20 protein-coding genes are annotated in these 20,760 nt (G+C 64.1%); 7 read left to right on the top strand and 13 right to left on the bottom strand.

Annotation, left to right across the window (positions count from 1 at the left end):
* Positions 1 to 40 precede the first annotated feature (40 nt).
* Together FHS03_RS01725 and FHS03_RS28350 are read left to right on the top strand one after the other, a co-directional pair.
* On the top strand, positions 41 to 1,231 hold the full coding sequence (locus FHS03_RS01725) for an MFS transporter (RefSeq protein WP_260108422.1): 1,191 nt from the start codon (positions 41 to 43) through the stop codon (positions 1,229 to 1,231).
* On the top strand, positions 1,228 to 1,353 hold the full coding sequence (locus tag FHS03_RS28350) for a hypothetical protein (protein ID WP_260108274.1): 126 nt from the start codon (positions 1,228 to 1,230) through the stop codon (positions 1,351 to 1,353). The genes FHS03_RS01725 and FHS03_RS28350 overlap by 4 nt, the downstream gene beginning before the upstream one ends.
* On the opposite strand, the gene FHS03_RS01720 is transcribed toward FHS03_RS28350, so the two are convergent.
* The 4 genes from FHS03_RS01720 to FHS03_RS01705 form a co-directional block, all read right to left on the bottom strand.
* A complete protein-coding gene (locus FHS03_RS01720; RefSeq protein ID WP_183439286.1) occupies positions 1,350 to 1,964 on the bottom strand; it encodes a nitrogen fixation protein NifQ in 615 nt (204 codons plus the stop codon). The genes FHS03_RS28350 and FHS03_RS01720 overlap by 4 nt on opposite strands.
* Entirely contained in the window at positions 1,961 to 2,527 is a 567-nt protein-coding gene (locus tag FHS03_RS01715) for a molybdopterin-dependent oxidoreductase (RefSeq protein WP_183439285.1), read from the bottom strand. Before FHS03_RS01715 ends, FHS03_RS01720 begins: the two co-directional genes overlap by 4 nt.
* A gap of 11 nt (positions 2,528 to 2,538) precedes the next feature.
* Positions 2,539 to 4,554, bottom strand: coding sequence for a TonB-dependent receptor plug domain-containing protein (locus FHS03_RS01710; protein WP_183439284.1), 2,016 nt, complete (start codon positions 4,552 to 4,554; stop codon positions 2,539 to 2,541).
* A gap of 165 nt (positions 4,555 to 4,719) precedes the next feature.
* Positions 4,720 to 5,607, bottom strand: coding sequence for a LysR family transcriptional regulator (locus FHS03_RS01705; protein ID WP_183439283.1), 888 nt, complete (start codon positions 5,605 to 5,607; stop codon positions 4,720 to 4,722).
* A gap of 80 nt (positions 5,608 to 5,687) precedes the next feature.
* Here FHS03_RS01705 and FHS03_RS01700 point away from each other — a divergent pair, with 80 nt between their 5' ends.
* A complete protein-coding gene (locus FHS03_RS01700; protein WP_183439282.1) occupies positions 5,688 to 6,680 on the top strand; it encodes a DMT family transporter in 993 nt (330 codons plus the stop codon).
* On the opposite strand, the gene FHS03_RS01695 is transcribed toward FHS03_RS01700, so the two are convergent.
* Positions 6,652 to 7,254 (bottom strand): TetR/AcrR family transcriptional regulator, encoded by a 603-nt coding sequence (locus FHS03_RS01695; protein WP_183439281.1) that lies wholly within the window; start codon positions 7,252 to 7,254, stop codon positions 6,652 to 6,654. The two genes, FHS03_RS01700 and FHS03_RS01695, sit on opposite strands and share 29 nt — an antisense overlap.
* Before the next feature lie 132 nt (positions 7,255 to 7,386).
* On the opposite strand from FHS03_RS01695, the gene FHS03_RS01690 reads away from it, so the two are divergent.
* Positions 7,387 to 8,814, top strand: a complete 1,428-nt coding sequence (locus FHS03_RS01690) for a coniferyl aldehyde dehydrogenase (RefSeq protein ID WP_183439280.1) — start codon at positions 7,387 to 7,389, stop codon at positions 8,812 to 8,814.
* Between the two features lies 1 nt (position 8,815).
* Here the strand turns inward: FHS03_RS01690 and FHS03_RS01685 are convergent, their stop codons facing one another.
* The gene (locus FHS03_RS01685; protein ID WP_183439279.1) at positions 8,816 to 10,654 is read right to left on the bottom strand and encodes a polysaccharide deacetylase family protein; all 1,839 of its coding nucleotides are present in this window, start codon (positions 10,652 to 10,654) and stop codon (positions 8,816 to 8,818) included.
* A 105-nt stretch (positions 10,655 to 10,759) separates the two neighbouring features.
* The gene (locus tag FHS03_RS01680) at positions 10,760 to 12,310 is read right to left on the bottom strand and encodes an MFS transporter (protein WP_183439278.1); all 1,551 of its coding nucleotides are present in this window, start codon (positions 12,308 to 12,310) and stop codon (positions 10,760 to 10,762) included.
* Between the two features lie 152 nt (positions 12,311 to 12,462).
* Here FHS03_RS01680 and FHS03_RS01675 point away from each other — a divergent pair, with 152 nt between their 5' ends.
* Positions 12,463 to 13,347, top strand: a complete 885-nt coding sequence (locus FHS03_RS01675) for a LysR family transcriptional regulator (protein WP_183439277.1) — start codon at positions 12,463 to 12,465, stop codon at positions 13,345 to 13,347.
* A 26-nt stretch (positions 13,348 to 13,373) separates the two neighbouring features.
* Here FHS03_RS01675 and FHS03_RS01670 read toward each other — a convergent pair whose 3' ends face one another.
* Together FHS03_RS01670 and FHS03_RS01665 are read right to left on the bottom strand one after the other, a co-directional pair.
* Positions 13,374 to 14,351, bottom strand: a complete 978-nt coding sequence (locus FHS03_RS01670) for a DUF4424 family protein (protein ID WP_183439276.1) — start codon at positions 14,349 to 14,351, stop codon at positions 13,374 to 13,376.
* 61 nt (positions 14,352 to 14,412) lie between these two features.
* Positions 14,413 to 15,255, bottom strand: coding sequence for a DUF2306 domain-containing protein (locus tag FHS03_RS01665; protein WP_221208009.1), 843 nt, complete (start codon positions 15,253 to 15,255; stop codon positions 14,413 to 14,415).
* Positions 15,256 to 15,393: 138 nt separating this feature from the next.
* Here FHS03_RS01665 and FHS03_RS01660 point away from each other — a divergent pair, with 138 nt between their 5' ends.
* Entirely contained in the window at positions 15,394 to 16,464 is a 1,071-nt protein-coding gene (locus FHS03_RS01660; RefSeq protein WP_183439274.1) for a sensor histidine kinase, read from the top strand.
* Complete coding sequence (locus tag FHS03_RS01655) at positions 16,461 to 17,231, top strand: LytR/AlgR family response regulator transcription factor (RefSeq protein ID WP_183439273.1); 771 nt, start codon at positions 16,461 to 16,463, stop codon at positions 17,229 to 17,231. The genes FHS03_RS01660 and FHS03_RS01655 overlap by 4 nt, the downstream gene beginning before the upstream one ends.
* 13 nt (positions 17,232 to 17,244) lie before the next feature.
* On the opposite strand, the gene FHS03_RS01650 is transcribed toward FHS03_RS01655, so the two are convergent.
* The 4 genes from FHS03_RS01650 to FHS03_RS01635 form a co-directional block, all read right to left on the bottom strand.
* On the bottom strand, positions 17,245 to 18,216 hold the full coding sequence (locus tag FHS03_RS01650) for an MBL fold metallo-hydrolase (RefSeq protein ID WP_183439272.1): 972 nt from the start codon (positions 18,214 to 18,216) through the stop codon (positions 17,245 to 17,247).
* A 40-nt stretch (positions 18,217 to 18,256) separates the two neighbouring features.
* Entirely contained in the window at positions 18,257 to 19,135 is an 879-nt protein-coding gene (locus FHS03_RS28580; RefSeq protein ID WP_183439271.1) for an AraC family transcriptional regulator, read from the bottom strand.
* A gap of 64 nt (positions 19,136 to 19,199) precedes the next feature.
* Entirely contained in the window at positions 19,200 to 19,916 is a 717-nt protein-coding gene (locus FHS03_RS01640; RefSeq protein WP_183439270.1) for a type 1 glutamine amidotransferase, read from the bottom strand.
* A 9-nt stretch (positions 19,917 to 19,925) separates the two neighbouring features.
* A complete protein-coding gene (locus FHS03_RS01635; protein WP_183439269.1) occupies positions 19,926 to 20,738 on the bottom strand; it encodes a YggS family pyridoxal phosphate-dependent enzyme in 813 nt (270 codons plus the stop codon).
* Positions 20,739 to 20,760 lie beyond the last annotated feature (22 nt).

The raw sequence follows: 20,760 nt of genomic DNA, 5'->3' as shown, positions 1-20,760 counted from the left end.
GGCATGCTTTGTTGCTCTTTGGGAGTCGCTTGTGAAGATATTGAAATCGCCTTTGGCCGCCGTGATCTGCGGTGGGGTCATCATCGGCCTGGCGCTGGGGATGCGCCATGTCCAGGGCCTGTTCATGCTGCCGATGACCGGTGCGCGAGGTTGGAGCCGGGAGCAGTTCGCGCTCGCCCTGGCTCTGCAAAACCTGGTCTGGGGACTGGCCCAGCCTTTGACGGGCATATTGGCCGACCGTTTCGGCTCGCTGCGCGTGCTGCTGGCGGGCTGTCTGCTGTATGCCTTGGGACTGTGTTTGATGGCGTATGCGCGCAGCAGCACGGAATTGGCGCTGAGCGGCGGCTTGCTGATCGGGCTGGCGCTGTCGGGGACGACCTTCGGCACGGTGTATGGCGCCTTGAGCCGCATCGTGGCGCCGCAAAAACGCGGTTGGGCGCTGGGACTGGCCGGCGCGGCGGGCGGGGTAGGGCAGTTCTTGATGGTGCCGGGGGCGCAGGGCCTGATCGATACGCTGGGCTGGATGGGCGCCTTGCTGGCCATTGCCGTGCTGCTGGCGATGGCTGCGCCGCTGGCGGCGGGCTTGAACGATGGCGGCGCGCTGGCGGCAGTGCAGCAGAAGGGGCAGCGCATGGGGCAGGCGATACGCGAGGCGCTGTCGCATCGCGGTTTCTGGCTGCTGAATCTGGGCTTCCTGGCCTGCGGCTTCCAGCTGGCTTTTATCGCCAGCCATTTTCCGGCGTATTTGCTGGATAAGGGTTTCAACGCGCACACCGGCGTGGCGGCGCTGGCCATCGTGGCGCTGGCGAATGTGGGCGGCACCTATCTGTGCGGCTTGCTGGGGAATAGCTACCGGCGCAAGCATCTTCTGGCGTATCTGTATCTGCTGCGCTCCGCGGCCATGTTGCTGTTCTTCGTGCTGCCGGTCAGCCACGCCAGCATCTATCTGTTTGCCTTCATCATGGGCGCGCTGTGGCTGGGGACCGTGCCGCTGACGAACGGGCTGGTGTCACAGGTATTCGGCGTGCAGTATATTTCGACGCTGTTTGGCCTGGTCTTTGTGGGCCACCAGATCGGCAGCTTCCTCGGGGTGTGGCTGGGTGGCGTGGTGTTCGAGGCGACGCGTTCCTATGACGCGGTGTGGATCGGCGCCATCGTGCTAGGCCTCGTGGCGGCGGCGCTGCATTGGCCTATCGATGACCGCGCCGTGGCGCGCGTGCAGCCGGCATGAAGGCGCGCGCTGCCCTGCTGTGTTTTATCGGTCTGCTGTGCGCCTTATGCGGCTGGGCGGTGCTGACCATGCTGCGGCCGGAGAATGTGCTGTCCATCGCTAGTCTGTTAACGCTGTGCTAGAGCGGGAAGCAGGCGCGGTACTGGTCGCAGTTCAGGCATTTGGGCGGACGCAGTTCGGGAATGCCTTGCGCCGCGCCCAGCTCCAGGTAGAGGAAGCGCTTCCATTTGAGGTCGCGCGTATTGCGCTGGAAGAGGGGATCGAAGTAGTGGCGCAGCAGGGCGGAGACTTCCTGTCGTCCATTCAGTCCCAGATCCTGCCATAGGTGGCGGCCGCCAAGACTGGCGGCGGCGATGGCGCGCGCGGCCCAGGCGGTGTGGCGCTCATTCACTGCGGCACTGCGGTTTGCCAGCAGCAGGGCGCTGAGATCCCGGAACACGGCCGGCGTGCTGTCGGCGATGGCCCGGTATTTGGCGGATGACACGGCGCCGGGCCATGGATGGGCTTCCTCCTTGGCCGGCGGCGGCAGGCAGCTGGCTACCATGGCCGCCAGCTCCGCCTGCGGCAGCCCCAGGGTGCGGGCGAACGGCGGCAGTTCGCCCTGGGCGGCGTGGCGCAGCACGCCCGCGACGGCCGCCGCCATCAAGGCGGCGGGATCGCGCGGCGCTGGCGCGGCAGACGATCCACCCGCGCCGACGGGCAGGCCAGCGCCATGGCCGGTGGAGGCGCTCATTCCGTGATGCGGCGCACTTCGATCGATTGCAGCCATTTCACGTGGCGCGGGCCGCTGCGCGTGTCCTGGCTGGAAACCATGGCGATGCGGCCTTCGTCATCGCCCAGCAGCTTGCCGTCCTTCTCGAAGAAGACTAGCACGCCGTCGCCCAGCTTGGAATTGAACAGCTCATTCCAGGAGAAGACGGCTTTGTAGCCATCGCTGGCGGTGGCGATGATGACCAGCTTCTTGAAGTCGTTATGCTCGCGCGACACCAGTTCGGCCTTGTTGAGAATATCGCGCAGCAGCACGCCCTTGAAGTTTTCCAGCTTGCCCATATTCGCGCCGGACTGGCAGATCAGCGGCATTTCGCCGACCTGCTGCGGCGGGAATTTGCGCAGGTCGTCCACTTTCAGCGTGAGCGCATGCTGCACGGCGCCGCTGACGCTGACGCGCTCCGTCACGTACTTGGATGGATCGGCCGGTTTGTGTTCGGCCAGCGCGGCGGCGGGCAGCAGCAGGGCGCCCGTGGCGGCAAAGGCGAAGGCGAAGACGAGGGCGCGGCGGCGCAGGATCTGGATCATGTTTTCTCTCCTTAGTATTGGTAGCGGATATTGGCGAACCAGTTGCGGCCCGCGCTGGGGAAGCCGTCAGCCAGGGCGTAATTGCGGTCGGCCACGTTGTTGACGCCCGCTTCCAGCGCCAGCTGGCGCGTGAAGTGGTAGTTCGCTTTCAGGTTGGCGGTAGTGAAACCGGACAGCTCCAGCGCGTTGTTGGCCCAGCGTCCGCTATTGTTCTCGATGAAGGCGATCAGCTCCAGCCGGTCCATGGGACGCAGCAGGGCGTGGGCGGTGAGTTTGCGGCGCGGGATATCGGTCAGCTTCACGGCCGGATTGCTGACGTTTTTCAGCTCCGTGTAGGTGAAGTTGGCGCCGTATTCCAGCCACGACGCGTATTGGCCGCTGACGCCCAGCTCCAGTCCGGACAGGTGCACCTTGCCGATATTGCGCATCTGCGACTTGTTGCCCACCACATTGGGCTGGCTCTGGATCTTGTCGCTCACATCGCTGTAGAACAGCGCGGCTTCGGCCTTGGCGCCGCTCCATGCGCGGCCCTGGTAGCCGATCTCGTAGTTGAGCGCTTCTTCCGCCTGCAGGTTCGGATTTTCGATGAAGCTGCCCAGGCGCTGGGAATAGCGGTCCTTCAGCTTCGGCAGGCGGGTTTTCTTGGCGGCGGTGGCGTACAGGCGGCCGATGCCGCTCCAGTCGTAGTAGAGGCCCGCCTGCAGATTGTTGGCGCTCTTGCGGCCTGGGACGGAGTAGGGGTTGCCCAGGCTGTAGACGGTCTTGGCGCGCTGCTCGTGGCGGCCGGCGCCCAGCGCCAGCATGAAGGACGGCGAGAGCTGGATATTGTCTTCCACCGCGTAGGACAGGAATTCGTCCTTGAAGTTGGAGTTCAGGGTGGCGTTGGCATCCGTCTCGCGGTGGTCGTCGGATTTGAAGTGGGCCACCAGGCGCAGGCTGTGCGCGTCCCAGCGCGAGGATTCCAGGGTGATGGAGCCGCCGTTGGTCTTGTCCTTGTAGATGCTGCGGCCGGTGCCGACGCTGCCCGAACCGGAGGGCTTGAGCGTGGCGTAGCTGCCGTTGGTGTAGCTGTCCACCTCATTGCCGTAGCGGTCGTGGTAGAGGCGCACTTGCAGCAGCTCGCTGCGGCCCAGCGCCGTGTTGGAGATAAAGTACAGGCTTTCCTTGTCCCAGTACGGCCATTTCCAGTAGCGCGCCGCCGTTGGATCGGTCGATGGCGGCTGGCCTTTCTTGCCGTCCTGCTTGTAGTAGCTGACGGCGTATTCGTCGCTGGCGTTGGGTATGAAGCCGACTTTGAGCGAAACCTTGCTGTCCTTGCGGTAGGCGTTATTGCGCTCGCCGCCATCCTCGCTGGCGGTGGGGCGGAAGTCGGAGGACAGCGGGAAGCTGTCGCTGCGCAGCCAGGACACGCCGGCCTGCAGATACCAGCGGCCCTGGCGCGTGCCGACGTTGGCCGAAGCCTGGCGCTCGCTGCCTTCGGCGAAGCCGATGCTGGCATCGCCTTCGAGCGCCTTGGTCGGCTTGCGCGAGATCAGGTTGATGGCGCCGCCCATGGTGTTGGCGCCGTAGGCGACGGAGCTGAAGCCTTTCGCCACCTGGATCGCGGCCAGGTCGGCGGTGCTGAAGCGGTTGAAGTCCACATAGCCGTCATACGGCACATACACGGGAATACCGTCGATGAAGAGCGGCACCTGGCGCGCGTCGAAGCCGCGCACGGAGATGGTCTTCTCGTTGCGCGAGTTGTTGGAGAGCGTGACGCCGGACAGCAGGTTCAATGCGTCGCCCACATTGTCGCGGTTAAAGCGCTGCATTTCCTGGCGGCTGACCACGGATGCCACCTGGTCTTCGCCCACTTCGCCGGCCTGCGGGCGCTTGCCCATGATGGTGATGGTGCCCAGTTCGAAGGCGGAGCCATCGTCCTCGCCATGCGCCCACGCCGGGCTGGAACCGAATGCCGCCAGGATGGCGGCGGCCAGGATGCCTTGTCCTGCTTTGCGCAGTTGCGGCTGCTTGCCACGCTGATTCACTTGCTGCTCCTTATCGCTATATCCAGACGTATATAACGCCTGCCGAAAAAATGGCCGCCCAATGCGGCCGACAGCGCAATATACATGACTATATAGCGTTTTTGTCGGTGAAATTTGATATGGCTTATGCTTGCGGAAAATATATCCGCGCCGCGCCAGGCCGCATCAGGCCAGGGTTTTGACCACTTCGCGGGCGGTATCGATGAAGGCTTTGGCGGCCGGCGAAGCCTGGCGCAGGTCGCGCAGGGCCAGGCCGACGCGGCGCCGCACGGCGGGCCGGAAAGGGCGCAGCGCCACTTGCGGATAGGCGCGCTCCATGTCCTTGGGCAGGGCCAGTTCCGGCATCACGGTGACGCCGTCGCCGCTGCCGACCATGCCGAGGATGGTCATGATCTGCGAGATGCGATAGCGCACCTTGGGACTGATGCCATGGGCGGCGAAGACCGGCTGCATCAGGGATGCGCATCCGGCTTCGCCCAGGATGTAGGGCACGTCGGCCAGATCGTTGACCGAGATGGCGCGCCGCTCGGCCAGCGCGTGCTCGGCGGGCAGCAGGGCCACCAATTGGTCCTCCACCAGCGGCACGGTGTCGAAGCGTTCGTCGGGCAGCACGACGAAGCCGACGTCGACGCGGCGGTCCAGCAGCCATTGCAGCACATCATGGTCGCCGCCTTCGTCGATCTGCACCTCGATGCCGGGATAGCGCTTGTGGAAGACCGCCAGGATCGCCGGCATCAGCTTGAGCGAGGCGGTGGGGCCGAAGGAGCCGATGCGCAGCAAGCCTTGGTTCAAGCCGCGCGCGGCGGCCACTTCCTGGCGCATGGCTTCGGCCAGGCCGAGGATTTCGCGCGCCCGCGTCAGCAGGCGCTGGCCCACTTCCGTCACCTCGGCCGTCGCTTGCTGGCGCAGGATCAGCGGCGCGCCCAGTTCCTGCTCCAGCGACTTGATCGCATGCGAGACGGCGGATTGGCTGATGCCCAGGCGCATGGCGGCGGCGGTGAAGCCTTGCAGCTCGGCCACCAGGGCGAAAATCTCCAGCTGGGTGAAGGTCATGATGAGTAATCGCTCATTTTGAGATGAATATGGATAAGTATTAATGTATGCACATTCCAACTCCCGCGCAAGGCAAGATCATGACTACCGCTTCCGCCAAATGTCCCGCCGTCAGCGCCCTGCCCAGCGCGCCCAAGGCGCAGGCCACGCCAACCAAGGCCGCCGCGCCGATGGCGGTGTACGCCAAGCTGGTGGCCTGCACCTTTCTCTGGGGCGGCACCTTCATCGCCGGCCGCATCGCCTCGGCGGCGCTGCCGGTGACGGTGGCCGCCACCGTGCGCTTCGCCATCGCCGCCATCCTGCTCCTGCTGGTGGCCTGGCGCCTGGAAGGCGGCCTGCCGCGCCTGAGCCGCGCGCAATTGCTGGCCACGGCCCTGCTGGGCCTGAGCGGCATCTTCCTTTACAACCTGTGCTTTTTCGGCGCGATGACGCATATACCGGCAGGGCGGGCGGCGCTCTTCATTGCCCTCAATCCCATCGTGACCGCGCTGGCCGCCGCCGTGGTGCTGCGCGAGCGGCTGACGGCGCTGCGCTGGGGCGGCATCGGGCTGGCCTTCATCGGCGCAGCCATCGTCATCACGCGCGGCGATCCGCTGGGCGCCCTGCATGACATCAGCCAGTCGCTGGGCGTGGGCGAGCTGCTGATGCTGGGCGCGATCAGCTGCTGGGCGGCGTATACCCTGATCGGCAAGGCGGCGCTGAAAGGCTTGTCGCCGATTGCCGCCACCACCTATGCGGCGCTGTGGGGTCTGTTCTTCCTGACCCTCTCCTCGGCCAGGCAGCTGGGCGGCATCGAGTGGACGGCGGTCGGCTGGCAGGTCTGGGCTGCGCTGTTCTATCTGGGCGCGTTCGGCACCGTGTTCGGCTTTATCTGGTGGTATGAGGGCGTGAAGGCGATCGGCGCCTCGCGCGCCGCCGTCTTCAATAATCTGGTGCCGGTGTTCGGCGTTTCGCTGGCGGCGCTGGTGCTGGGCGAGCCGGTGCTGGCGTCGATGGTGGCGGGCGGCGTGCTGGTGGCGGCCGGGGTGACGCTGACGAATATGGTCAGCCCTCCAGCCCCTCCAGCAAAGTAGTCAGGGCCGCTTCGAAGGCGTTATCGCCGACTTTTTCCGGCAGCAGCAAGCCGTCGATGGAGAGCAGGGTGAAGCCATGCACCTGGGCCCAGCAGGCGGCCGCCTGGCCCTGCACGGGACGCTGGCGCAGCACGCCCTGCTGCTGGCCGCGTTCCAGGATGGCCAGCAGCAGGCCGAAGGTGGCCATCGGGATTTCGCTCAGATACAGATCGTGGATCTTGCCCGCGTCGGCGCTGAACATCAGGCGGTAGAGGGCGGGATTGGCGGCGCCGAAGCGCACATAGGCGTCGGCCATGGCGAAGAAGACGCGCCGCACCTCGTGCTGCGGCGCGGTGTCGATGGCGGCGGCCAGCTCCTGGCGCATCTGGGCGAAGCCGAGCAGCGCCAGCTCGGTCAGCAGGGCGCCCTTGTCTGGGAAGTGCTTGTACGGCGCGGCGTGGCTGACGCCCGCGCGGCGCGCGACTTCACGCAGCGTGAACTGCCAGCCGCGCTCCTCGCGCAGCATGTCCAGCGCCGTTTCGATGATGACCCGTTTCAGGTCGCCGTGGTGGTAGGGCCGTTCCTTTTCCTGCATGGCTGCATGGCTATATCCGGGTAAAAACGCAGTATAGCGGAGCACCACGCTTCATAAAAATATTGTTGACAGTGCCTACATTGAGGCGTAGCCTGAACTCACAAGTTACCACTGTCTACATTTCAAGACGCTATGAACTCTCCTCATGCCAATCCAGCCAGCGTGCATCCCAATTTCCTGCTGGCGCGCCAGCGCAGCGCCTTCCTGCACGAGGGCGCGCCCTCGCTGGCCCAGCGCTGCGCCGACCTGCGCCGGCTGAAAGCGGCGATCCTGGCGCGCCGGAGCGAGATCGAACAGGCGCTGAAAGCCGACTTCGGCCACCGCTCCACGCATGAGACAACGATCATGGAGCTGGTGCCGCTGGTGCACGGCATTAACTACCTGCTGCGCAATCTGCGGCGCTGGATGCGCCCGCAAAAACGCCAGGTGCCGCTGCACTTCCAGCCGGCCAGCGCGCGCATCGAGTACCAGCCGCTGGGCGTGATCGGCATCATGGTGCCGTGGAACTACCCGATGTCGCTGGCCCTGATGCCGCTGGCCACCGCCATCGCCGCCGGCAACCGCGCCATGATCAAGCCGTCCGAATACACGCCGGCCACCACGCGCCTGCTGCAAGCCATGATGGCCGAGCTGTTCGCGCCGGAGCAGGTGGCGGTGGTGACGGGCGACGCCAGCGTGGGCGAGGCGTTTTCCGGCCTGGCTTTCGACCATCTGGTCTTCACCGGCAGCACGGCGGTGGGCAAGGCGGTGATGCGCGCGGCCAGCGAGCATCTGGTGCCGGTCACGCTGGAACTGGGCGGCAAATCGCCCGCCATCGTGGAGCAAGGCCATGACCTGGAACGCGCCGCCGGCAGCATCGCCTATGGCAAGCTGGCGAACGCGGGGCAGACCTGCATCGCGCCCGATTATGTGTTAGTGCACGAGGCGGAGGTGGAGGGCTTTGTGCAGGCGTATGACGGGGCGGTACGCGCGCTGTATCCGGAAGGCCCGTCGAGCGCGAACTACACCTCCATTGTCAACGAGCGCCACTACGGCCGCATCTGCGCGCTGCTGGACGATGCCCGCGCCCAGGGCGCGCGCGTCAGCGAGGTGGGCGTGCAGCCGGGCGATGCGCACCAGCGTCCGCATACGCTGGCGCCGACGCTGGTGCTGGGCGCGACCAATGAAATGCGCGTCATGCAGGACGAGATTTTCGGCCCGGTGCTGCCGGTGATTAGCTACCGCACGCTGGACGAGGCGATTGCCTATATCAACGCCCATCCGCGTCCGCTGGCCCTGTATTACTTCGGCTTCGACCGCGCCAGCCAGCGCCAAGTGTTGAACCGCACCACCTCGGGCAATGTCACGCTCAACGACACGCTCCTGCACTTTGCCCAGGACGACCTGCCTTTCGGCGGCGTGGGGCCAAGCGGCATCGGCGCCTACCACGGCATCGAAGGTTTCCGCTCGCTCAGCCACGCCAAAGGCATCTTCCAGCAGAGCCGCATCAATTTCAGTGGCCTGCTACGGCCGCCGTTCGGCAAGCTGGCGCACTTGATCGTGAAGTTCCTGCTGCGCTAAGTCAGGGGCGAAAGACCAGTTTGATCTTTTGGGCGGGCTGGCTCACCACGACCTTGGCGCCCTGCTGCGCCGCCTTGCCGTTTGATGCGGCGGTATCCAGGGTCCAGCCGGCCGGCACCTCAAAAGCCAGCTGGCTGAAAGGAGCGGGGGCGGAGATATCAGCGACGATGTTTCCGTCTTCGCGCGCCACATCCACCTCCACCGCATCGCGCGCCTGCCACCAGGCGCCGAACGTGCGCAGATTGCCGATCCAGGCGTCCATCTTCTTCGCTGCGGGCAGCAGCGCCTGCAGGAACGCCAGCTTGTCGTCGAACACGTCGGGGTGGATCAAGACCACGCACATGCCGCCGTAGGCAGCCAGCTTTTGCAGGATGGTCTGCGCGGCGGGCAGGCGGCCGGTCATGGGCCGCTCGCGCTCATCCTCGATGGTGATGGGGAATTCGTAGATGGGCGTTTCAGCCTTGTTCTCGCGGTTGTAGTTCAGGCGGAAGGGCAGGTGGGTGGCGGCGGTGCCGCTGGCAACCGAGGAGCTGTAACGGTAGCCGGTGGCGTCCAGCGCCTGCGGCAGGCCGAAGGGATATTCCAGGTGGCCGGGACGGAAACTGAGCACGCGCAGCTCGGGCACCTGGCTTTCGAGCAGGAAGCGGCTGACGCGCAGCTCGCCCAGGATGCTGGCGTCGCGCGTGTCGGTGCGGGTCTTAACGAAAGGGGCGTAGTCCGGATAGCGCTCCTTGCCGTCGCCCATGGGAACGGTGGAGAACACGCGCGAGTGCGCCACTGAATGGCTGGCGATTTCCATGCCTTGTCCGTGCAGCTTGCCCGCGATGGCGGCGCCTGCCTGGTTGTAGAAGATATCGTCGTTCCAGTCGCGCACGTACTTGGTCTGGATGAAGTAGGTAGCGCTGACGCCGCTCTGCTTTTCCACCTCGGCATAGCGCTGGGCGTTGACGATGGATTTGCCGTAGTCGATATCGTGGGTGACGATGAGGGATAGCGGCTTGCCGTCGGGGACGGTGGACAGCGTCACGGCCAGCGGCTCGGCCTTGCGGTACAGCGCCAGCAAGGCGCGCAGCACGGTGTCGACGGCGGGCCGGTAGACGTTGATATAGGCGCCATCGACTTCCTGCCGTCCGTTGTAGATCTTGGCCAGATAGGCGCCGAAATCAAGGCCGATGGCGAGCGTGCGTCCCGCGCCGAAGTCGCGGCCGACGATGGCGGCGCGGCCGTCGTCATAGCGCGCCAGCACCTTGCCGCTGCTGGCTTCAAAAGCGTAAGTCGCCATGCCGGTTTCCTTGCCGGCCAGCGGAATGTGACGCTCCTCCTCCTGCCGCAAATCCCAGGCGCTCGCCTGCTCCGCTTCGATACTGAGGGACTTATGCGTGCGATAGCCGGCCGCCGCGCTGATGCCGAAAGCGTCGTTCATGCCGCCGCCTAGCACCTGGAAGCCAAGCAGGGTGCCGCCCTTGCGAGGAAAGGCATCCAGCGCCTGCAAGGCTTCCGTGCTCAAGACCTTGCCGGAAATGGTGGGATAGACCAGCACCAGCTTATGCGCCAACGCAGCCTGGTAGTCGCGCGTGAGCACAAAGGGAATGCCGATGGTACGCAATCCATGGGCCAGTCCCAACCAGTCGGACTCCGGATCGGTGACAAGGATGGCGAGACGGCTCTTGCCGCCTTTGTTGAAGTCCTCCAGCTGCGCGTTACGCGGCGGCCGCAGGCTGTCGGTCTGCGCAGGACCGCTCAGACCGGGAAAGTGGTAAACCGTTTTTCCGCCGCCGAGAAACCACACGGCAGCGGCAATCAGCAGCAGCAGCACGACAACCAAGCGCGAACGTTTCATGGACCCGCCTTTGCCTTAAGCAGCATTGATGTGCTGCCATCATAGCCTGAGCTGCCGGGGCGGAGAAGATGCGGCTAATACTTGCATACAGCAAGTATTAGCCGCCTATTCAGAAGCTGGCGGAAGAAATACTGTCGCTGCACCCCGCCTGTCACGGCTGGTTTTACCGGAATTGAAGATCAGATAGCTGAGCGCAGCCAATATCCAGACGCCGACGCCGCCATACAACATCAAGGCGCCGAGTCCATGCGCCAGCGCCGCCTGCGCCAGATTTGCGTCCAGCCCAGTCAAGAAGGCCGGTCGCAGATTGCCCGCCGCAATCGCCTCGCCGATGCCACGCAGCTGCGCGGGGGCGATGTTGGCCGGCGCATGTTCTCGCAGATAGGCGAGCACGCATTCCAGCAGCAGGAAGCCCATGAGCGCGATATTCACCGCCAGCGTGATCAGGCGCGCGCTCATATCGATGCCCGAGGCCATGCCGGCCCGGTTGGCCGATACCGATCCCGTGGCGGTATTGGTTACTGGCGTATTGCTCATGCCTACGCCAACGCCGGCGATCACGCATCCTGGCAGCAGGCCAAGCCAGTTGGCGTGTTCGACGCCGCTGCCGCACCACATCAGGATAAAGCCCAGGCCGAGCGTGAACATACCGACCGGGATCACCACGCCGGGCCGATAGCGCAAGGAGAGGCGCTCGGCAAACGGTGGAACGACCAGGGTCGGCAGCGTATAGGCCAGCAGGGCGAGGCCGGCATCGACGGCGCCATATCCCAGCACCGACTGGAAATACAGCGGCAGATAAATCATCAACGGCCAGAAGCTGAAATTCATGCCGATGGAGCCGAGCATGGCACCGGAAAAGTCACGAATCCTGAAGACGGAGAAATCGAACATCGGATGGCGGACGGTTTTTTCCACATACATAAAGACCGCAAAACAGAACACCGTCGCGCCGATGATGGCCATGCCGGCAGGACTGACAAAGCCCATATCGGAGCCTTGCGTGATGAAGTAGGTCAATCCAAATACAGCCAGGGACAGTGTGACGATGCCGGCGATATCCAGCTTCTTCTCCTCCGGATCGCGCGACTCCGTTACGCCGGTGATCGCCAGGAACAGGGTCAGAAGGGTCAGCGGAACGTGCACCAGGAACACCCATTCCCAGCTTGATAGCGCCACGATGGCGCCGCCGATCAGCGGTCCAAAACCCAGGCCCGCGCCAAAAATGATGCCGAAAGCGCCAAAGGCGCGGCTGCGCTCGCGCTCCTCGCGGAACTGGTGCGACAGGATCGCAAACAGGCAAATCATCATGGCGCCGCCGCTCATGCCTTGCATGAAGCGGCTAACGATGAGCACCGGCATGCTGGTCGCCAGGCCGCAAATGAGCGAAGTCAGGCCGAAGCCGGTCAGGGTGATGATGAACAGGCGCTTGCGTCCGTAACGGTCGGCCAGCGTGCCAGCCGCCATCAGCACCGTGGTACAGGCGATGGTGTAGGCGTTCATGATCCATTGCAGGTCTTTGAGGTCGCCGTGCATCAGGCGCTCCAGTGTCGGCAGGATGACCGGTACGCTGGATATTTCCAGTCCAAACATGAGCGAAGCAAGACACACCGATGCCAGCGCCAGGGCGTTTCTTCGAGAAGTTGAAAGTGTCATTAGATATTCCAAAATAGGTTGCATTGCCCCCAGACCGCAGCGGCAGCTGGAAGGAGAAACCGATTCTGGGTGAGATTCACTTATGCCACAAATGATTTGATTTCGTATAATTCATTAACAGTTTTCATTAATAAACCAGCCGACTGAACGCCATGAATCTGGACCCTTCCCTGCTGCGCACCTTTGTCGCCGTTCACGAAGCTGGCAGCTTTACGCGCGCCGCCGAGCGCCTGCACCTGACGCAATCGGCCATCAGCCACCAGATCCGCCGCCTGGAAGAGCAGCTGGGCCGCCCCCTGCTGCAGCGGACCACGCGCAGCCTGACCATCACCGACGATGGCGAAGACCTCCTGCCCTACGCCCGGCAGATTCTGGACGCCCTGGATAGCCTGGGCCAGCGTTTCCGGCCCTCGCCTATTTCGGGCGAGGTGCGCTTTGGCGCGCCGGAGAATTTTGTCGGCGATCGCTTGCCGACTTTGCTGTGCCAGTTCGCGCGCTCCTTCCCATCGGTGCGCCTCGATGTGCGCGTCAATATGCAGCTCGACCTGCGCGCGCTGATACGCGATGGAGAACTGGACCTGGCCGTCATCATGACGCCCGGCGACAGCCAGGAAGGCACGCGCATCCGGCAGACGCAATTGGTGTGGGTGGCGGGCGAATCGTTCGACCTGCCGAAAGGCAGCCCGCTGCCGCTGGCCTTCTTTCCCACGCCCTGCATCAACCGCCGGGTGGGCATCAGCGCCCTGGACGAGATTGGCGTGAAGTGGCAAACCGTTTTCACCTCGCCCAGCCAGCAGGGCATCAGCGCAGCCATCCTCTCGGGCCTGGCCGTTTCGGTGCTGCCGCGCGAAGATGTGAAGGAGGGCATGCGCATCGTCGACGGCTGCTATGGCCTGCCCGCCCTGCCGAAAGCCAGCTTCGCGCTGATCTGCAACGACGAGGGGAAGACAGCGGCGACGCAGGCTTTCGGCCAGCTGATACTGGACTTATCCAAACAGGCGGCGGATGCAAAACTGAAAAGGCGCGGAAGGCGCTAGATCATCGACTTCCTCGCCACGAGCATTTACCGCGCCGCTGCTGGCATGACACCGGCGCCGTCATCTTCGCTGCGCTCCACGTTGGCGAAGTAGACAGCCAGGTCGTCCGAGGGCTGGAAGTTTTTCAGGCGGACTTGCAGGGTTTTGGCGTCGATCTTTTTGAAATCGCCGGGGAAGCATAGACTGACCAGTTCCGCCGGGTTGCGCTTGACGATGTTCAGGGTGAAGTCTTCGATGCCGCGCTTCCAGGTGTTGCCGGTCTTGAGGATGTAGGAGACACCTCGAGCGTTGGGGTAACCGCCCTCAGTGCGCGCCGCTGCTTTTTCATAGGCTTTGGAGAAGGCATTGTCGGCGCAGTAGCGCTTTGCGAAGTCGTCACCGGTCCACGATGCGCCGGTACCGGCGGAGACGAAGGGACGGTATTCGTGATGCACGCGCAGCACTTTGTGGGCGGGGAATTTCTGCCGCCATATGTAGTTCACCTGCACCGACCAGCGCGAGCCGATTTCGCCATCCGCCAGCTCGCCTATCAGCCCGAGATCCATCAACTGCTGCCGCTGCCGGGGATTCAGCTCCGGTACTTTGGCGCCGTCCCTGAAGGCGGCACTGAAAGCAATCTGCGCGTCGCTCAAGCCGGCCTTCTTCAACTGGGCGGTAACGTCGCGCTCTTCAAGCGTAGCCTTGATGCGGGTGGTAAAACCAACCGGCTTGCCATCCACATAAATGGAAAAGCCGCTGGGCTGGCCGTAGTAGGTATTCCCCATCTGGATCGCCACCGGATACTCCGGCAGCGGGAAGATGATGGTTTCCTCCACGTCGCGCGGCGATTCGTTCAGAAACTCATAGTCCACGCTGATCATATCGTGGCTGACGTTGAGCACTTCCTTCTTCATGGCGATGGCATCGGTCTTGCGGAAGACGATGCCGCCGGTACTGACGGCGCCGATGCCGTCGTTGGCAAAGGCGCAGGAGGGAAGGAGCAGGGCGGCTAAAAGTAATTTCATGGCTAAGAACAGAAAACGGATTTTTGCTAACTTAGCACAGTTGCAGAAATTCCCTCAGCCGCTACATGCGGGGCAACCACATGCCCATGGTCGCCACGGCCACGCCTAAAGCGGTGGCTGCGCTCAAGACCAACAGCACAGCAGCCATGGCGCAGCGGGCCGCCGCATTGGCATGCTCGCGGCAGCGCAGATAGAGCTCCAGCACGGCCAACGGCAGCAGGTACTGGGCATAGGCAAGAAAACTCAGGAAAGGCCCAGTGAAGGTCTTGGGGTCGAAACCGGCGGGGCCGCCATTGAGAGCCAGCCAAAACATCAGCCCAATGCGGAAGAACCAGACGCCGCTGACGCATAAAAACAGGCGCAGCGCCCAGCGCCGGTGCGCGCCGAAATCACGCGCCAAGGCGGTGCGCAGGGCTATGCCGCTGCACAGCAGGATCAGCGCGGCATTCAGGCTGGTGCCGATGTGCTGGACCGTGTCGCCCACCGCGCCGCGAAACCACAATATATACAGGCCGCTCAAACTGCCCGCCACGGCACCCGCGAGATAGACGCGGCCATTCCAGCGGTGGAAAGTGGGAGCGATGGTGCGCACACGCGGAATCAGCTGCAGCGCACCGCCCAGCATGATGACAGCCGCCAGCAGCAAATGCGCGCCGATGGCCATATTGCCGGCGCGGTCGCCCACCACATAGCCGTGGCTCATGACCTGGTTCCAGCCCTGCAGATCGCCGCGCACCACGGCGCCGCCATAGAGGGCGACAATATAGGTCACGAAGATCAGCTGGCCCGCCAGCGTGAGCAGGAACCACAGTGTTGCGGCCGCGTTCAGCGCAGCCGCTGGCCACGTGGCTCCGCGCACCGCATGCATAGGCTTGGAGTAGAAGGATGCGGAACTGACTGGCATGGCGCTGTCTCCTGGTTGGTTGGACATAAGCCAGAATAGACAGCCATACGCGCAACCTGTGCGCCAAAGTGGAATCCATGCGACCGGCGACGGTTTTAGGGGCTTGAACGACGGTTGGCTTACGGTTATTGTGGCGCGATGACTCCCGCGCCCTCCACCGCCCGTTCGTCCCGCAGCGCCCTGCCTACCTTGCGGCAGGCGGCGATCGTCACGACAGCCACCTTGCTGCTGTCATGGCTGCTGCATTCGCTCACCAGCACGCCCTTTGCCACGGTATTTTCCCGCGTGGGTTTTGTGGGCGGCTGCCTGCTGATGGCCTATTCGGCGGCCGGCAAATGGCATCCGCGCTGGCTGGCGCCAGGAGCGGCCCGGCTGCTCGCCATTGTGCTGACGGCGCCCCTGGCCTCGCTCGGTACGGCGGTGCTGAGCCAGGGCGGCAATGCGCTCGCCTATCTGCGCAAGACCGAGACGCTGGTCGGCCACATTCTGATGGTGATTCTGGCGCTGGCCTTTGGCCTGCTGTTCTCCTTGCTGGCGATGCGCAACGAGCGTAGGGCGAATGAACGCGCCGACCGGCTGCAGGCCGAGTTGGAAAGGAATACGCTGGAACGCGAACTGCTCGATGCGCGCATGCGCCTGCTGCAGGCCCAGATCGAGCCGCATTTCCTGTTCAATACCCTGGCGAATGTGGAAGCCCTGGTCGCCGCAGGCTCCAACAACGCGGGCCCGGTGTTGCGCCACCTGATCGCCTATCTGCGCGCCGCCATGCCGCGCCTGGGCGATGCCGACGCCACGCTGGACACGGAATTGCAGCTGGTGCGCAACTACCTGGAATTGAAGCGTCTACGGATGCCGGATCGCCTGCAATTTGCAGTGGCGGAGCTGCCCGCGCTGGCCCAGTTTCGCTTTCCGGCCATGGCCTTGCTGACGCTGGTGGAAAACGCGGTACGCCACGGCATCGACCCCAGTGTGGATGGCGGCCGCATCGAAGTCGGCGGCCATCGCGATCCCGCGGGCGGCAAGGCGCTCGTATGGGTGAGCGACAGCGGCGTGGGCATGTCCGAAACGGCACAGCCGGGGACGGGCTTGAGCAATCTGCGCACCCGCCTGCAAGCCTTCTACGGCGGCGACGCGCATATCGAACTGCACGAGCAAGCGCCGCACGGCCTGCGCGTGGAACTACACTTTTATCCGGAACCGAAGCCATGACGCCCATCACCGCCCTCATTGCCGACGACGAGCCGCTGCTGCGCGAGCGCCTGCGCAGCCATCTGGCGCAGCTATGGCCGGAACTGCGCCTGACCGGTGATGCGCGCAACGGCGCCGAGGCGCTGGAGCTGTTCGAACAACACCAGCCGCAAATCGTCTTCCTCGATATCCATATGCCCGGACTGAACGGCATTGAGACGGCAAAGGCACTGGCGCGCCGCGCGCACCTGGTCTTCGTGACGGCTTACGAGCAATATGCGCTGCAGGCATTCGAGCAAGGCGCCATCGACTATCTCGTCAAGCCCATCGATGCGGAACGTCTCGCCGATACGGTGCAGCGCCTGCAGCGCCAGTTGTCGGCGCCGTTCCAGGCCAAGCAGGCGCTGGATGCGGCGCTGGACCTGTTGGCGGGCCGGCTGGAACAACGCATCCCGCCCCGGCGCTGGCTGCAATGGATCAAGGCATCCATCGGCAATAGCGTGCGGCTGATTCCGGTCGAGCAAATCAGCTTTCTGCGCGCCGAGGAAAAATACACCCTGGTGGCTTGGGACGAAGGGGAAGCGCTGATACGCAAGAGCATCCGCGAGCTGGTGGAGGAGCTCGACCCCGAACGCTTCGTGCAAGTCCACCGTTCCGCCATCGTGAACCTCGGCTATGTCACTGAAGTCGTGCGAGGCGTGAACGAAACCGCCGAACTGCATCTGCGCGGACGCAAGGAGGTTTTGCCGGTCAGCCGCAGCTACCTGCATCACTTCCGGCAGATGTAATGTTGGATGCCGCTTAGCGTGGCACGGTGTAGTTGACCGGAATGAAGGTATAGCCTTTGCCGCTGGCTTTCAGGTGGCCCAGCGCCGGGAAGGGGAGATGCGCGGCGCCGACCAGATAGCCGTCCTTGGCGGCTGCCGCAAATGCGGCTTTGCGTTCCGACACGGCGGCCTTGCCTTCGCTGTCGAACGCGATGCCGACGTCGGGGTTCTCGAACTGCACCGCCGCGACGTGGATCAAGTCGCCCAGCAGCATCAGCTTTTCACCCTTGCTCTCGACAATGTAGCTGATGTGGCCTGGGGTATGGCCGGCGCTGGCGTAAGACTTGATGCCGGGGGTCAGCTCGCCGTTTTGCGTGATCGGCTGGAACTTGTTGGCGCTGATATATGGCGCCATGGAGCTGATCGCGCCTTGGAAGAAGCCTTTCGTATCCGCTGGCGCCTTGTCCATATTCGCCTGGCTGAGCCAATAGTCGGCATCGGCCTTGCCGGCGCGGACCACGGCATTGGGGAAGGCGGCCTCTTTGCCGGCGGCCAGGCCACCCACATGATCGAAGTGCATATGGGTGATGTAGATTTCATCGACCTGCTCCGGCTGGTAGCCGGCGGCTTTCAGGTTGGCGGCCAGCTTGCCCAGCGTGGGGCCGAACAGGCTGGCGGCGCCGGTGTCGATCAGAACCAGCTTGCTGCCGGTATTGATCAGGAAGCCATTGAAGGAGGTCTCCAGCGGGCTTTTCGTAAACGCCTTGCGCAAGGCTTGATCGGTTTTCCCGGCCGGCTGCTTTAGCAGCTTATCGACCGGCAGCTCGGTGGTGCCATCGCTCAGCACCGTCACCTCGAAATCGCCCAGCATGGTGCGGTAGAAGCCCGGCGCCTGGAACTTGGCCATCGGCGCGGCTGCCTGCGCCGGAACGAAGGCGAAAGCGGCTGCCACGGCTGCGGCTACGGCGATGGGTTGGGACGATTTGAATAGGGTATCGAACATCATGGTCTTCCTTATTTCGGATTGAGTGGTTACTGCGGGAGATTCAGCGCGCGCGCGACGGCGGGCAGCCAAAGCGTTCGCGGAAGCGCGAAGCAAAACGGGAACTGGCCTGATATCCGGACGCTTCGGCAATCTGGGGAATGCTCCACGCCGTGGTCTGCAACAGCGTCATGGCGTGGTGCATGCGGATATCCAACAGGAGGGTTTCAAAGCGCAGGTTTTCGCTGGCCAGCCGGCGCCGCAGCGTCGCTTCGCTCATCGCCAGTTCATGCGCCGCCATGGCCGTTGTCCAGCGGCGCTGCGGCGCGGGGCTGAGCAAGCCTTTCAGCTTGTCGCCGATCTGCAGGACGGAGGGACGGGGGAAGATGCAGCCCCGTTCCGCCAGCGCGAGCAGGAGCCCGATCAGCCTATGCTTCTGCTCACGGTCGCTGACCTGGGCCGCCAACATGCCGCGCACGCAGTAGTCCAGCGTATCAGCCAGTAGGGTATCGAGGTCGAGCCGGTGAGTGCGGTCGAGAGGCGAAGAAAGCGCGGCTTCGCTCTCGTATTGTTTGTAGAACTCCAGGATCACTTCCGGCGGGAAGGCCAGGAAAGTGGAACGGAAGATGCGCTCCTCCCCACCGGGCGTTTTGCGGACGTCGGCGCGGGTGTGCTGGGCCACGGCGAGCAGCGTCAATGGCGCGTCCAGGCGCTGCTGGCTTGCGCCGATATCGAGCGTCAGCGTTCCCGAGCGGACCAGCAAGAGCGTCGCGTCGAAAAACTGGAAGCCGCGAACGACCTGCTCCCGGCGCAACAGCGGTTGGGCCATCATGCCGACGCCATCGCGCACGGCGAGCGTGTCTGGCGGGAGCGGCTGCCGGGTGGCGCGCTTGGTCGGCGTGCGTGGGGGAAGGTAGAAGTCCATGCCGAAATTATATTTCACGCATGTCTTCACAAACCTACATATCCGATCAATAAACCCCACAAAACCGATCAATCTGACTGGTTTAGTTTGAATACTCCAGCATCAGGCGATCCAGGAACGCAAACAGCTTTTGGTTCATGGCGGCGTAGCTGTTGGCGCGCAATGCGGCTGGCTGCTGCACGAATCGATGCGCGCTCAGCGTCGCCAGTTCCGCCTCGGAGGCGGCGATGAGCAGTTCCACCGCCTCGGGCGTGAACTCCATATGGCATTGGAAGCCGTAGACCAGGTCGCGGTAGGCGATGATCTGGCGCGGGCAAGCCTCGCTGGAGGCCATCACCGTCGCAGCCGGGGTCAGGCCGGGCATATCGCTATGCCAGTGTCCTGTTACCAGCGTGTCGCCGAAGTGGGCGAATTTCGGATTGGCCTTGCCTGCGGCGGTGAGCGCGATGGGGAAATTGCCGATCTCCTTTTCAGGACTAGGCTCGCTTGGCGCCCCCAGCGCCGCGCCGATCAACTGGGCGCCGAGGCAGACGCCCACCACGGCCTTTCCAGCATCCGCGCATTGGACGATGAGCGCCTGTTCGGCGGCGGAGTCGAAATGCGGACACTCTTGCCTGGTAGTGGTGGGCGACTGCGGACCACCCAGCACGACCAGCAGGTCGATGGCATCCACCGTCTGCGGCAACGGCTCTGCGGCATAGACGCGCGAATAGCTGGCCGTGTAAGCGCGTGTCTCGACCCAGGTTTCATAAGCGCCGGGCGCTTCGAAGGATTCGTGAACGACAAAATGAATATGCATGGTAGCTCCTCAAGCCTGCGCGGCAGGCCAGTAATATGCGTCCGGCGTGGAGCGGGCGCCAAAGATGGCCTGGCCCACGCGCACGACCGTTGCGCCCTCCTCGATGGCGATCTCGTAGTCGCCGGACATGCCCATGGATAGTTCATCGAGGCCGATGCCATCCGGCGCCTCCTGGCGCAGACGATCGCGCAAGCCGCGCAGCAGGGCGAAACATTGGCGCACGCGCGAAGCCTCGGCCGACAGCACGGCCAGCGTCATCAAGCCGCGCACGCGCAAGGCGGGGAAGGCGGGCAGCGCGCGCAGGAAGGGAGCCACGTCCTCAGGCGGCAGACCGTACTTGCTGGCCTCGCCCGATGTATTCACCTGCACGAAAACATCCAATGCCCGGCCTTCGGCCTGCAGGCGCCGGTCCAGCTCCTCGGCCAGGCGCAGGCTGTCCAATGCCTGGAACTCGGTGGCGAAGCGCGCCACCTGCTTGGCCTTGTTCGTCTGCAAATGGCCGATCACCGACCAATGCAGACCGGACAGATCGGCCATCGCCTCCCATTTGCCATGCGCTTCCTGTACCTTGTTCTCGCCGAGCAGGCGGCAACCGGCGGCGTAGGCCAGGCGGATGCGCGCTTCGTCCACGGTCTTGCTCACCGGGAGCAGGCGCACGCTGGCGGGCTCGCGTCCGGAGCGCCGGCAAGCCGCAGCGATGCGCTCATGGACTGCGGCGAGATTGCGCCGGAAATCGGCCACGGAAGCGGCTTGCGGCCAGCGTCCATGCTGGTCATGCAAGGTAGGGGTTTCCAAAGATAGGCTGACATTTTCCGCATTCATTGCATTCACCTCGATATCAGAA

Origin of the sequence: Pseudoduganella violacea, assembly GCF_014191875.1 — a bacterium.
In the GTDB taxonomy this organism is placed as follows: domain Bacteria; phylum Pseudomonadota; class Gammaproteobacteria; order Burkholderiales; family Burkholderiaceae_D; genus Rugamonas; species Rugamonas violacea_A.
The sequence above is the reverse complement of the archived record's forward strand: the minus strand, read 5'-3'. Positions and strand labels throughout refer to the sequence as shown.